At 66.2% G+C, this 12,153-nt stretch carries 14 protein-coding genes and 1 pseudogene; 5 read left to right on the plus strand and 10 right to left on the minus strand.

The features are described from left to right. The 3 genes and pseudogenes from VW23_RS29030 to VW23_RS16245 all read left to right on the plus strand — a co-directional run. Positions 1–233: pseudogene (locus tag VW23_RS29030) on the plus strand (dihydrodipicolinate synthase family protein); the annotation flags it as partial. Beyond that, positions 226–1,362, plus strand: a complete 1,137-nt coding sequence (locus VW23_RS16240) for an iron-containing alcohol dehydrogenase (protein WP_069910593.1) — start codon at positions 226–228, stop codon at positions 1,360–1,362. The pseudogene VW23_RS29030 and the gene VW23_RS16240, both read left to right, overlap by 8 nt. A 28-nt stretch (positions 1,363–1,390) precedes the next feature. After that, positions 1,391–2,290 (plus strand): alpha/beta hydrolase, encoded by a 900-nt coding sequence (locus tag VW23_RS16245; RefSeq protein ID WP_069910594.1) that lies wholly within the window; start codon positions 1,391–1,393, stop codon positions 2,288–2,290. Positions 2,291–2,355: 65 nt separating this feature from the next. Here VW23_RS16245 and VW23_RS16250 read toward each other — a convergent pair whose 3' ends face one another. The 6 genes from VW23_RS16250 to VW23_RS16275 all read right to left on the minus strand — a co-directional run bounded on the left by VW23_RS16250 (position 2,356) and on the right by VW23_RS16275 (position 6,964). Beyond that, on the minus strand, positions 2,356–2,979 hold the full coding sequence (locus VW23_RS16250; RefSeq protein ID WP_201788060.1) for a TetR/AcrR family transcriptional regulator: 624 nt from the start codon (positions 2,977–2,979) through the stop codon (positions 2,356–2,358). Positions 2,980–2,982: 3 nt separating this feature from the next. After that, a complete protein-coding gene (locus VW23_RS16255) occupies positions 2,983–3,768 on the minus strand; it encodes a strictosidine synthase (protein ID WP_069910595.1) in 786 nt (261 codons plus the stop codon). 11 nt (positions 3,769–3,779) lie between these two features. Further along, on the minus strand, positions 3,780–4,643 hold the full coding sequence (locus VW23_RS16260; protein ID WP_069910596.1) for an alpha/beta fold hydrolase: 864 nt from the start codon (positions 4,641–4,643) through the stop codon (positions 3,780–3,782). 292 nt (positions 4,644–4,935) lie between these two features. Continuing rightward, the gene (locus VW23_RS16265; protein WP_069910597.1) at positions 4,936–5,490 is read right to left on the minus strand and encodes a nucleoside kinase; all 555 of its coding nucleotides are present in this window, start codon (positions 5,488–5,490) and stop codon (positions 4,936–4,938) included. Between the two features lie 320 nt (positions 5,491–5,810). After that, positions 5,811–6,074 (minus strand): hypothetical protein, encoded by a 264-nt coding sequence (locus VW23_RS16270; RefSeq protein ID WP_069910598.1) that lies wholly within the window; start codon positions 6,072–6,074, stop codon positions 5,811–5,813. Positions 6,075–6,187: 113 nt separating this feature from the next. Continuing rightward, complete coding sequence (locus VW23_RS16275; protein WP_069910599.1) at positions 6,188–6,964, minus strand: helix-turn-helix transcriptional regulator; 777 nt, start codon at positions 6,962–6,964, stop codon at positions 6,188–6,190. Positions 6,965–7,131: 167 nt separating this feature from the next. Between VW23_RS16275 and VW23_RS16280 the strand changes: the two genes are divergently transcribed. Next, positions 7,132–7,995 carry an AraC family transcriptional regulator gene (locus VW23_RS16280; protein WP_069910600.1) on the plus strand — a complete coding sequence of 288 codons (864 nt, stop codon included), beginning with the start codon at positions 7,132–7,134 and terminating at the stop codon, positions 7,993–7,995. 251 nt (positions 7,996–8,246) lie between these two features. Here the strand turns inward: VW23_RS16280 and VW23_RS16285 are convergent, their stop codons facing one another. The 4 genes from VW23_RS16285 to VW23_RS16300 all read right to left on the minus strand — a co-directional run bounded on the left by VW23_RS16285 (position 8,247) and on the right by VW23_RS16300 (position 11,359). Further along, complete coding sequence (locus VW23_RS16285) at positions 8,247–8,582, minus strand: hypothetical protein (RefSeq protein ID WP_069910601.1); 336 nt, start codon at positions 8,580–8,582, stop codon at positions 8,247–8,249. 116 nt (positions 8,583–8,698) lie between these two features. Further along, positions 8,699–10,387, minus strand: coding sequence for a caspase family protein (locus VW23_RS16290; RefSeq protein WP_069910602.1), 1,689 nt, complete (start codon positions 10,385–10,387; stop codon positions 8,699–8,701). Positions 10,388–10,404: 17 nt separating this feature from the next. Continuing rightward, positions 10,405–10,791, minus strand: a complete 387-nt coding sequence (locus VW23_RS16295) for a hypothetical protein (protein ID WP_069910603.1) — start codon at positions 10,789–10,791, stop codon at positions 10,405–10,407. Next, positions 10,772–11,359: a hypothetical protein gene (locus VW23_RS16300; protein WP_069910604.1), complete on the minus strand. Its 588-nt coding sequence runs from the start codon at positions 11,357–11,359 to the stop codon at positions 10,772–10,774. Before VW23_RS16300 ends, VW23_RS16295 begins: the two co-directional genes overlap by 20 nt. Positions 11,360–11,534: 175 nt before the next feature. On the opposite strand from VW23_RS16300, the gene VW23_RS16305 reads away from it, so the two are divergent. Beyond that, the gene (locus VW23_RS16305; RefSeq protein WP_069910605.1) at positions 11,535–12,098 is read left to right on the plus strand and encodes a DUF4384 domain-containing protein; all 564 of its coding nucleotides are present in this window, start codon (positions 11,535–11,537) and stop codon (positions 12,096–12,098) included. Positions 12,099–12,153: the final 55 nt, after the last annotated feature.

The following is a 12,153-nucleotide window of genomic DNA, read 5'->3' on the forward strand; positions in this document are numbered from 1 at the left end:
GGTTCGAACCCGAGAAGGCCGCCGAAGTCGAGGTGGCGCAGGGGCGGATCAATGCCTGGCGCGACCTCTCCAACGCCTATGTGCAGCTGCCGACCATCAAGGCAATGCTGGCGAAGCGCCGCGGCAACCCCGGCTGGACCCGCGTCCGCCCGCCGCTGGTGCCGCTCACCCCCGACGAGATCGCCAAGGTCTGGGCGCAAATGGACGCGCTGGAGGCGGCCGACCATGTCTGACGCCGTGCTCTCCATGGCCCGCCCGATCACGCTCTTGCAGCCCTCGCGGCTCGAGATCGGGGCAGGGGCGATTGCCCGGCTCGGCGCGTGGGCCGCCGGCTACCGGCGGATCTTCGTCGTCGCCATGCCGCCGACCGTCGGCTTTGTCGAGCGCATCGGGCTAGAGGGCGAGGTCGCGACCTATACCGATATCCCGCCCGAGCCGGATCTCCCTGCCGTGGAGGCGGTGCTGGCGGCCGCGCGGGCGTTCCGGCCCGACCTGGTGATCGGGCTCGGCGGCGGCTCGGTGATGGATGTGGCGAAACTCGTGGCGGTGCTGTGGAAGGGCGAGCAGTCGGTCCTCGACGTGGTGGGGGTCGACAAGGTCGCGACGCGCCGCGTGGCCCTCGCGCAGGTGCCGACCACCTCCGGCACCGGCTCGGAAGCCGGCATCCGCGCGCTGGTGACCAACCCCGCGACGCTGGCCAAGCTCGCGGTCGAGAGCCGGCACATGCTGGCCGATATCGCGGTGCTCGACCCCGAGCTCACCTACTCGGTGCCATCGGCCGTCACCGCCGCCACCGGCATCGATGCGCTGGCGCATTGCGTCGAGGCTTTTACCAACCTCAAGGCGCATCCGCTGATCGATGGTTATGCGCGGCTGGGCATCGGGCTGGTCGGCCGATATCTGCCACGCGCCGTGGCTGACGGCGCCGATACCGAAGCGCGGGCAGGCATGATGCTGGCGTCCTATTATGGCGGGCTTTGCCTCGGCCCGGTGAATACGGCGGGCGGGCATGCGCTGGCCTATCCGCTGGGGACGCGGCTCAAGTTGCCGCATGGCCTCGCCAACGCGATCGTTTTCCCCCACGTGCTAAGTTTCAACACCACCGCCCGCCCCGACAAGACGACCGAGATCGTCGCGGCGCTCGGCCTCGGCCAACTGGCCGATGCGCGGGAGGTGCTGGCCACAAGCATGGCCTATTGCCGTGATCTTGGCATCGAGATGAGCCTACTGCGCCACGGCGCGCAGGAAACCGAATTGCCGGTCTGGGCCGAGGAGGCTTTCGCCATAAAGCGCCTGATCGACAACAACCCGCGCGCCCTGGGGGTTTCCGACATCCTGACGATCTACACCAGCGCGCTGTAGTCGCACCAACGCTACTGAGGAGAAGCAAATGCTCAAACCCGTCATTTCCGGGATCGCTGTCGCATGGCTGGTCGCCGGCATGGCCCATGCCGAAACCAGGACCATCGACGCCGCCGGGGTCAGCTTCAGCGGAACCGAGCTCTACTCAGACATTCAGTACTCGACCTCGGCGCTCGGGCTGATGCGCAACGAGCTCTATCTCGACCTGCTGCGGCCCACCAGCACCGCGCCGGCGCCGGTCATCGTCTTCGTCACCGGCAGCGGCTGGCGCGCGGTCGAGCGCGAGCGGCTGCTGCCACAGCTGGTCCGCTTCGCCGAGGCGGGTTTCGCGGTGGCCTCGATCGACTATCGCGGCATCGGCGAGGCGAAATTCCCCGAGCCGCAGATGGACGTCAAAGCGGCGGTCCGGTTCCTGCGCCACAACGCAGCGCTCTACAATCTCGACCCCGACAAGATTGCAGTGTTCGGGCCCTCCGCCGGCGGGCATCTGTCGCTCATTGCCGGTCTCACCGGCAATGCGGAAGCTTTCGTCGACGACCGGCTGCCGGAGGTTTCATCGGAAGTTGCCGCCATCGCGGCTTTCTATCCGGCTGCGTATCTGGGGGAAGCGGGCCAGCCCGGCTATGACCTCGCCAGCCTCCATATGGGGCTGTCGGTGCATGACGCGGCCAATGCCGATGCGGTGAAGCTCGCGACACCGGCCAGCCACGTCACCGAGGCCAGCCCGGCGGTGCTGCTGATTCATGGCACCGAGGACAAGATCGTGCCGATCGACCAAAGCCAGCGCCTCTACGACGTGCTGATCGGCAAGGGCGTCGATGCGACCTTCATCACCGTTAAAGGTGTCGGGCACGATTTCGAACAGATGACCAGCGTCCCCGAGGTCACCGACGCGCTGATCGGCTTTTTCGAGCGGACCCTGAAATGAACTGAGGATCGCGCGGCGGCAGCGTCGCGCGATCCGCTTCAGTGCTGGCCTCGCCTTGCACCAGGTCAGCGCGGCAGCAGCACCTGCACGCGGCCGGCAATCTCCGCCATGATGTCGTCGACCGGGCGCGTGGCGTTGATGGTGGCGGCCATGCTGACGAACATGATCGTCGAGACGATCTGCGCCAGGGTGGCGGCGACGCCGGGTTCGATTCGCTCGTTGCGGCACAGAACCGCGGCGACTGCCGCTTCGGTCCTGAAAGTGAGGGTCAGGGCATCGCGATGATGCGGTTCGTCGGGGTCGCCGAAGACCAGTTCGCGCAGGTAGGCCCGCCCGTTCTCGACGTTGATGCGGTTGCATTCGACGATCGGGCGGATGATGGCGAGCACTCCGTCGAGCGCTCCGGACGTGGCTTCGGCGGCAGCCCTGCCTTGTTCGAGCGCGTCGACATAACTTGAGTTCTGCACCAGCAGCAGCAATTCGCTCTTGCTCTTGGCATAAAGGAACAGGGTGCCGGTGCCGATATCGGCCCGGTCGGCGATCTGCTGCGTGGTTACCGCATCGACGCCGTTGGCCTCGAACAGCTGGCGCGCGGCGGCGATGATACGGTCGAGCTTTTCCTGCTTGTTGCGCTCGCGACGTCCCACCGGTTTCGGTCCGGCCGGCGGCATGTCCTCCAAGGTCTTCACCCGCTACTCCTGATAATGGGGAAGGATGACGCCATCCCGCACGAAAGTCAGTGCCTCGCCGACCTGATAGGCGTGGGCGGCGGAGGCGATCCGGGCCAGCCGGGCCGACAGACTAGCCAAACTGCTGCCCGCAAAGAAGGCCGCCTGCGTGGCGGTATCGGGGAAGCCGAGCATCAACGAGGCGTGGAACTGCTGATCCCCGGGATTGTCGTGCGCGACATTGGGCGTGTTCCACAGGGCCTTGCTCCAGGGCAGGAAAGTTTCGGTCCTGAGCTCCTGCAAGGCGCCCGTGCCGGCAAGGGCGGGGGCCAACTCGGCGTTTATGAACCGGCGAAAGGCGCCGCCGCCGACCCCATCCCGGCGCCTGAGGTAAACCAGCACCCGGCTCCCGACCTTTTCGCCCGGACGCGCCACATCGTACCAGCGAGACCAGTTCGGCAGACCCAGATAAAGCAGCGTGCGCCTGAACACGTTGATCTCATCCTTGAATGCCAGCTTGTTCTGCTCGCGCCCGGCCAGCACCGAAAACACCGACTGGAACGCGACCTGTGCGACTCCATCGATCTTGCGGCCGGCGGGTATCCCGGTCTCGAGGCCGGGGGTCGCCGGCCACAGCCCGGGGTTGGTCTCGGCGAGGTGCGTCTGGCGATACTCATCGAGGCCCGGGCTGGCCGAGATGATCCTGGAATGCGGCCCTTTCCAGTAGTTCATGCCTATCTCGCGCGGCTTGTCGGTACGCATCCACAGCAGGATCGATGACGAGAAGCGCTTGCTGAATGTCGTGCTCATTGTGTCCTCCTTCAGCGATCGAGGAATGCGACGGCGAGCGGGGCGAACCTGTCGTGGAACTGGAAGATGCCGCCGTGGCCGGCGTCGGGATAGATGATCAGCTCCGATCCCTTGATGCGGCGATGCATGTCCGGCGACAGCACCGAAGGCACCATGCGGTCATTGTCGCCATTGGCGATCAGGGTAGGCTGAGTGATCCTCGAGAGGTCGGCCGGAGCCGAGCGCCCCCACTTGGCGATCGCCTGCAACTGCGTCCGGAACGCCTTGAGCGTCACCGGCACATCGCGGCTGGCCGTGCGTTCCTTCAGCCGGTTGACGAAGGCGCGCGCCGCGGGCTTGCCGGACCTGTTTCGGTTGAAGAACAGAAATTCCTTGGGGTCGGACCGGGTCAGGGTGGCGCGCAGGATGTCGAGGTAGGTGACGCCCGCCACCTTGTCGATGTCCTTGCCGCCGGCCGGGCCGGTGCCCGTCAGGATCAGCTTGCGGACGAGGCCGGGATGCTTGTCGACCAGCGCCTGGGCGACGAAACCACCGAGCGAAAACGAGAAGATGTCGATCTTGTCGAAGCCGAGCGCCCTGATGAAGGTCACGGCATCCTCGGCCATCGCCTCGATCGTATCGGGAACCTGGCCGCTGGAGCCGCCCACCCCGCGATTGTCGAAGGTGATGACATGGTGGCCCCTGGCAATCGGGTCGACGATGCGCGGATCCCAGTTGTCGAGGTTTGCTGCGAGGTGGACGAAGAAGACGACGGGGATGCCGCCCTTCGGTCCCAGTTCGCGATAGGCATAGCTGACGCCGCCGGCCGTGATCGTGCGGGCCGGTGCATCCTTGTAGGCGGTGATGACGGTGTCGTTGGAGTGGTGCGCGTTCATGTGGGTGCTCCTGGATCAATGGCGGCAGGCCAAGCCCGATCGGTTATTCCGATTGCACTCAAATATGATTGCACTCAGTTTTTGTCAAGGGCACCTGTGGGCATAGGGCGCGAGGGCTTCCCCAAAAGGCGTGAGCAAGTGCTGGTCCGGTCGATCACATAATGGCCGGAATGCTCACGGACGCGCGTCCCGGCAGCGAGCTATGGATCTGTTGAAGCCACCACATCGGTTCGATGGCCGGCCATGAGGTTTGGCGTGGTTCGCGACCGGAACGTCGTGAATTACGAGGCCATCACTCACTCCCAGCCGTATCACCGCCACCACCCGCCTCGCATGCCGCGATGATCGCGTCGATGACGTCGGCAAGCGGCGCGGTGGCGTCGATGCGGATCGCGTTGGCCGGGTCGTTCTCGCCGCTCGCATGGAGCCGCGTGTTGAACTCCCGCTCGGCCGGCTGGCCGCCGAATATGTCGGCTGGCCGCGCCGCGAGCCGCCGATCCAGGGTGGCGGCGTCGGCCTCGAGCACGAAGACCTTGTCGAACAGGGCGATGAAGTGGTGGCGATTGCGCGAGCCGCCGCAGAAGAAGCTGATGGGGTGGCTCCGGTCGGCGATCAGCGCCTTGACCCGTTCCACCGGCCAGATCCAGTGCCGGTAACCCCACGCCACTTTGTCGCTATCGCTGTCGAAAACCGGCCAATCCAGCGGTGCGCCGGTTTCGGGGTCGCCGTAATAGGCGAACTGCCGGTCGCCGTGGATGACGTGATAGCCACGGCGCTGCAGAGCCTCGGCCACCGTGGTCTTGCCGGTGCCGGAGAGGCCCTCGATCAGGTAGTTGTGTACGCCCATCCGGCCCTCACCCCGTCGCGCCCCCGAGGTCAGTCCTCATCCACATGGGTGACACTGTCGCTCCGGCCGCGCAATCGGATTTCCTGCCGCTTGCAGAAGCCCTTGCAGCTATAGTGGCTAGAGGTTGTAGCCTCCTGCCGGATGCTGATGGAGACCGAGATGGCGACTGGCTGCGCTGGACGTTTTGCCACAGCGGGGAGGGGCTGATGGGCCAGGGCAAAACGGCAGGAGGCGAGGTCGGGAGGGCCCGGCTTACAGGGAGGGGAGTGGATAGCTCCGAGGATGTGGCGGGGCCCGCAGTTGCGCGAGCCCCGACCTGGCTAGTTGGCCTTTACTTTCTTCGCGGCGGGGTCGACCCGCACCTTGGTGCACTTGCCATATTCGTTGCCCTCGGCGTCGATGGCTGGCGTGTAAGTGCCCTTGCACTCGACGGCGAGGGTGGTGCAGTGCCGCATGCCCTTGCAGACGGCGCCGCCGTTTCCATCGGGGATGGTGCCGTTCGCCGATGCACCACCGGCCAGGGCGAAGACCCCCAGCACGACAAGAGCGAGGATAGTTGCAGGTTTGTTGTTCATGCGAACCATGGAGCTTCTCCGTTAACAGGACTTGCCGATCTCCCCGCTACCAGACCGCCCTGCATTGTCGCGCCAACAGCTCCACGCCCCAATCCCGCAGAAATGAGGGGGCGCCGAGGCCGTCAGGGATCGATCAGGCCGAGGGCGATGGCGCGGGCGACCGCGTGCGTCCTGGTCGAAGTGCCGAGCTTGCGCCGGGCGGTGGCGAGATACTCGTTGACCACCGGCTCGGACAGGGCGAGCCGGTCGGCGATCCGCTTGCTCGATAAGCCCTGGCTTGCCCATAGCAGGCACTCCCGCTGCCGGGGAGACAGCACGAGACTCGAGGCGTCGGGCGCGCCGTCCTCGAGCCCGGCCAGCGTGTCGTGGAAATACTGCGCCGTAACATGCAGAAGCGGGCCCAGGCGCTGCGCCCGCCTGAGCCAGGATGCCTGGCGACCGGCATCGCTGCGAAACACGGTAAAGTTGCCGTACCGGGTGGCGTCGGCGTTGCGCAAGGGAAACACGATGAAGGCGCTGAGGTCGAAATCGCGGGCCAGCGCCATGGCGCTCCCGGCTGTCGGTATCACCGCTTCGCTCGACCATACCAAAGGCCGCAGCGAGCGCCGGCAGTGCGGCGCCACCGGCTCGGTCGCCAGCAGTTGCGGTTGCCTGATGAGCTCGGGGAAGAACTCACCGACGAAGCGTCCTCCGCCGAAGATGCCGCGCTCGAACTTGTCGAGCAGCGGGCGCTTCGACGTCATCGGCACCCCGGAAGCAAAAAAGCTATGCGGGAAACCAGCCCGCGTCAGTGCCGCGTCGAGCACCGACCAAGCCTGATCCGCCGTGACGCCGCGGGTGCGATCAAGCAACTCCAGCGGGTTCCAGAAATCAGAATCAGTATCGGGAATCTCGTCCATAGTGTAATCTCCCGATGAATGATCATATTGTCGCTGGCTGGCCCGTGTCGTATTTCGGACCTGAGCCGCAATTGACGGCGCATGTTTCCCATCGCGGCGTCAAGGTGACGACGATACCTGCCGGCGAGCAGTTGCGCTTGTAAAAATCGGACAACGGGAGCGGGTTTATGGATGCTGGCGAAATCGACATCGTGCCGGCGCCGGCGCATCTGCAGCCGTTCGTGCGACGCTACATGTACGCCAACCAGCGCCTCGAAAAGCCATTGCTGGTCCGTCCGAAACCCACCGGCTACACCTATTTCGCCAACTGCTTCGGTGACCTGCCGGGCTATCGCTTCGTGGTGGATGGCCAGCCTGTTGCGCAATCGTCGCGCTGGCATCTGCCGGGCCAGATCATCGACCACGACATCGCCGTGCACCATCCGGTCGGCCATCACATGCTCTACTGCGAACTCTCCGCCACCGGCCTCTATCGGCTGTTCGGCATTGCCGGCGAGCAGACCACCGGACGGGCCCCGGCGCTGGCGGAGATCAACCCGGCGATCGAGCCGGTCGCACGCCGGCACTTCATCCGCGGTCCGGCCGGCTCACGCGACGAGCATATCGCGGAGGCGAACGGCTTTTTCAGCGCCCTCGCGCAGCATGCCGTCCCTGCAGACAGCGCTGTCGAGGCGGCGGTGGGCTGGTTCGAGAGCCAGAACGGCGCGATCCGGGTGGCAGAGATCTGTGCGCGGCTGGACATCGATCCACGTCAGCTCAATCGCCGCTTCGGTCGTATCGTCGGGGTCAAGCCGAAGTTTTTTGGGCAGATCCTGCAGATCAACTGGGTGGTGGGAGTGCTCTACCGCAACGACACCACGGCTCTGACCGCGATGGCCGTCGAGGCGGGGTTTCACGATCAATCGCATTTCCATCGCGCCATGAAGCGCTTCTTCAACGAGGGCCCGCGCGATTTCCTCGGCAGCGATCACCTGCTGTTCAAGACCTTCCTTGGTGCGTCTCGCCGTTTCGGCCCGACCGCACAACCATAGCGGCAACGTGCGGCGCAGCCGTGCTCCCGGCGAACTGACGAATTGAGGTCCTGCCGGAGGGGACGCGGAGCATGCGGTCAGGATTCCCTCCCCCGCTTGCGCAGGGCAATCGCATATGACTTTGTGCACTGAACTCTCAGTGCTCCTCCCCCGCTGCGCGGTGGAGGACCACGGAGAGCCCGGTGCCTTTCCATATGCGATAGCCCTGCGCTTGCGGGAGAGGGCCGCCGACTGCACGTTCAGAGAGCCCCTCACATCGGCGTAATCGAAGCGCTCTTCTTGCCGCTGGCGAACTGCTCGTAGGTGTAGCGGAGGCGGATGGTGCTGATCTGGCCCGAGTTGGAGACGCGCAGCGAGATGGCGCAGACCAGTTTGTTGCGGCTCGAATGGACGGTCCTGGCGCTGGCGATGTCTTCGATGAAGACGCCGTAGGAGACGAGCGAGCGACCGTCTTCGACGGAGTTGCGGAGGCCATCTTCCATCGCCTTGATCACATCGGGGTGGTCGCAGGGGATGCCGGCAAGGCTGGCGGCAGAGGCGGGGCTGGCGAGGAGGCCGAGCAGCAGGGCGGCGGCGGTGAACTTCATGGTGATCTCTCCCTTGGTTGAAGCGCCCGATCGCGCTTCGGTAAGGAGAGGAAAGCAGGTCGCCCGATGGCTTTCGAGGACAGCCCGGTGGCCGCCCTCCAAGCCGATTGGAGGGGTTAGCGACAGCCCTTAGCGAGCAGTTGCAGGATCGTTGCGTGGTCGCCCTGGCTGGTTGCGACACCCGCCGCCTGCATGCGCGATTTGGCCTTGTCGAGCACCGGCATGGCGTCCTTGCACCGCCCGGCGTCAAGCAGCAGGCGGGCATAGTTGATGGCGATGCCGCCATCGTCGACCGACGGGGTGGAGCCGGCCGCATAGAGCACCGCCACGGCGCTCTCGGCATACCCGAGGGCGCGGTCGAGCTCGCCCGAGGCGGCGAGAAACTGCGAATAGCCCTCGAGCCCATGGGCGTAATAGATGCTGTCGGGGCCGCTGGGGTTGAGCTTCTCGTAGCCGGTGAGCAGCGCTTCGAAGATCTCGGCAGCCTCCTGGCGCTTGCCGGTGGCGTTGAGGCGCGATGCGAGATTGCCCTGTTCGACCAGGATGCGCAGGTCGCCGGAGCCGACGAGGCGGGTGTAGATGGCGATGGCGGCGCGCGAGGCGGCGATCGCCGCCTCGATCTCGCCGATACCGCTGAGCGCGCCGACCATGTGGTTGCTGGCCTGGGCATATTCCATGCTGTCATCGCCAAACTGCGTTGCGGCGAGGTCGCGCGCGGCGCTCATCGCGCGGAAATAGGCAGCGGTATCGCCGGCATTGGCCATGCGGCGGCCTTCGTCCCACAGCGTCTCGAGCTTTTGCCGCGCCTCGAAGGCGCTGAGCAGGGTTTCGGTCTCGGTCGGCGCCGGCGCGACGGCTTCGGCCGGTGTTGCCACCGCCTCCCGCGCGGCGCGCGCCAGGTCGGCAAACACGCCTTCGGGGTAGTTTTTGAGGAACGCGTCCCAGGCCGCCTCAGTGCCGAGATCCCTGGCCCGGTCGAACGCTGCCGCCTCAACCGTATCGGCGGCCGGCGCGCTGGTCGGCCGCGGGTCGGCGTTGACGACGAAATCGCTGTTGAGCTCGTCGTAATAGGCCGGCGATTGCTCATGCCCGACGCTGAGCGCCAGCGCCGCGACGTCGACGCGGACGCCGCGGGCGATCTCGCTGATCGAGATGCCGGGCTGGCTGAGCCGTTCGAGCAGCACGCGGGTATAGACCGAGGTGGGGCTTTGATCTTCCGGGCCGAGCCGGTCGAGCGCGGTCTGCCGGAAGCCGGCCGAATAGAGCACGAAGCTGCCGGTGGGCGGCGCGCTCATCGCCAGCCCGCCATCCTCGCCGAGGCCACGCACGCCTTTGCGTGCGAACGGGTTGTTGCGACAGGCATCGACGACGAAAATCCGCACGGCTGCGCCGCTCTCGGCGACGCGCTGCATCATGTCGTTGAGGTCGATTGCTTCGGCCATGAGGAAATCCTCGTCGCCGCTGGTGGGGATCGGCACGTCGCGCGGCAGCAGCAGGTTGCGGCCGTCGACTTCGACGCCGTGGCCGGAATAGTGGACGAAGGCGGCATCGCCCGGCTGCAAAGCGCGGCGGAAGGCGGTGATCGCCTGGTTGAAATCGCGCCGGCCCGGGTTGAGCACCGTGGTGACCTCGAAGCCGAGCGTTTCGAGCCGGGCCGACATCGCCTCGGCATCGCCCACCGCCTTATCGAGCGGCGGCAGCGTGTCATAGGCGTCGATGCCGATGACCAGCGCCAGCCGCGCCGCCGCGGCGCTCAGCGGTGCAAGGCCGGTGAGAATGACGAGACAGGCGAGCAGCAGGCGCATCGTGGTCTCCGTTGTCACTATTTCGGTTTGCTGCCGCCGGCCGCGGTGCGGATCAGCTGCAGCAGGTCGGCCGAGGCCTCGGGTGAACTGCGCCAGACCTGCAGCAGAGCCGGGTTCTGGCCGAGCAGCTTGACGTCGGTCGCATCGAGATCATCGAGCCCGCCGCGGGTGTTGGACGGGTTGGCGAGCGCCGTGGCGATCAGATCGAGCGCGGCACGCAACATCTCGGGATCGCCGGCGAGCTCGGTGAGGGCAGGGTTCTGCTCGACCAGCTGCTGCTCGGCCGGGGTGAGGGTGCCGGCGGCGACCACCACCATTTCGGCGCGGGCCGGAGCGGTCGCGAGGCCGCTTGCGATGCCGAGGGTTGCGGCGATGAGGCTCGCCCTAATGAGCTGCTGCAGCACGGCGCGCCTCCCTGATCACTGTTCCATAGATGGCTTCGATGGTGCCGAGCGAGACGATCAGTACGGCGCCGAACGGCGAGCGAGTGCGCTCGACGAAGCCGGATTTTTCTGCCGCGAGCAGCAACTTCCTGCAGGTCTCGGTCGACATCACCGTGACGAGGAAGCGCGCCAGGTCGGACTGGTCGATCGAGGGCGCCGGCCCGGCGAAATTGGCGAGGAGTTTTCGCAGGTTATCGCCGGTGAACAGGGCGGAATCGATGCGCTCGGGGGTGAGGCCATAGCGGCGCATGCGTTCGCGATCGTCGCGGACCCCAAGCAGATATTGGTTATGGAGGTCGGCGAAGCGGTCGAGTTTGTCGGGGGAGTCGATGCCGTAGGTTTTCATCGCGAACAGGAACTCCGCCAGCTGAAAGAACGATTCCTGCCTGAGGCTCAGCAAGACGTCGGGATCGGTCGACTGCGACGCGGCAAGAAGTTCTGCCTGAAAACGCGCCTTCATCCGCCGGATGGTTTCGATGAACGCCAGGTCGAGCGCCAGTTCAGCAGTATCTGTGTCCCCAGTCAGCACCGGTTAACTCCACGGCGGGCAATCGAGACGAGAGGAAGCATGCCCACGCGGTTGGTAGCAAGGGCGCAAGCGGGTTGACGGGCCCCAAGCCGATTGGACCCGACCCATTCAGCTGTTGTGGCGGCGGGGCGATAGACGCGTCTAGCTCGGTGGATTGGCCACGGGAGCAAATGAGATGAACTGGGCAGCCGCTGCCGCCGTCGCCAGCCTCACGATGGTGTCGCCAGGAATTGGCGCGCCACCGCCCGAGCTGGCCCTCAACAAAGCGCAGCTGCTGCTGCAGGCCGTGGCACCGCAGCCGGCGGCGGGGTTCCTCGTCGAAGCCTGGGCCGATAGCCCGGATGGCGCCTACAGCATCGGCGAGGAGGTGCGGCTGTTCATCCGCGGCAGCCGCGACGCCTATTACACCGTGCTGACGGTGGGCCCCTCAGGCGAAGTGCTGCAGCTCTATCCGCCCGCGGACGGTGTGCCGCTGCTGGTGCAGGCCGGCGAAGTGCTGAGCATTCCCGGCCAGGACGATGCGGTGAGCATCCGCGCGGCCTATCCGGCCGGGCGCGAGCTGATCCGCATCGTCGGCTCGCTGGCGCCGCTCAGCATTCTGCCCGGAGCGCGCGGTGCGGCCGATCTCGCGGCGGCCGAGCTGCAGGCAGCGATGCTGCGGCTGCCCGAGGGGCTGGCGATGACGGATCTTTATCTTACGACGCTGGCCGATGCGCCTTGCCGGTGTGTTGGGCGGTAGGGAGTAACGCTGCCGAGGGGCCGGTGCGCACAGAGTACCCCGCAGCCTGTCCCTC

It is taken from the genome of Devosia insulae DS-56 (assembly GCF_000970465.2).
Classification (GTDB): Bacteria; Pseudomonadota; Alphaproteobacteria; order Rhizobiales; family Devosiaceae; genus Devosia_A; species Devosia_A insulae.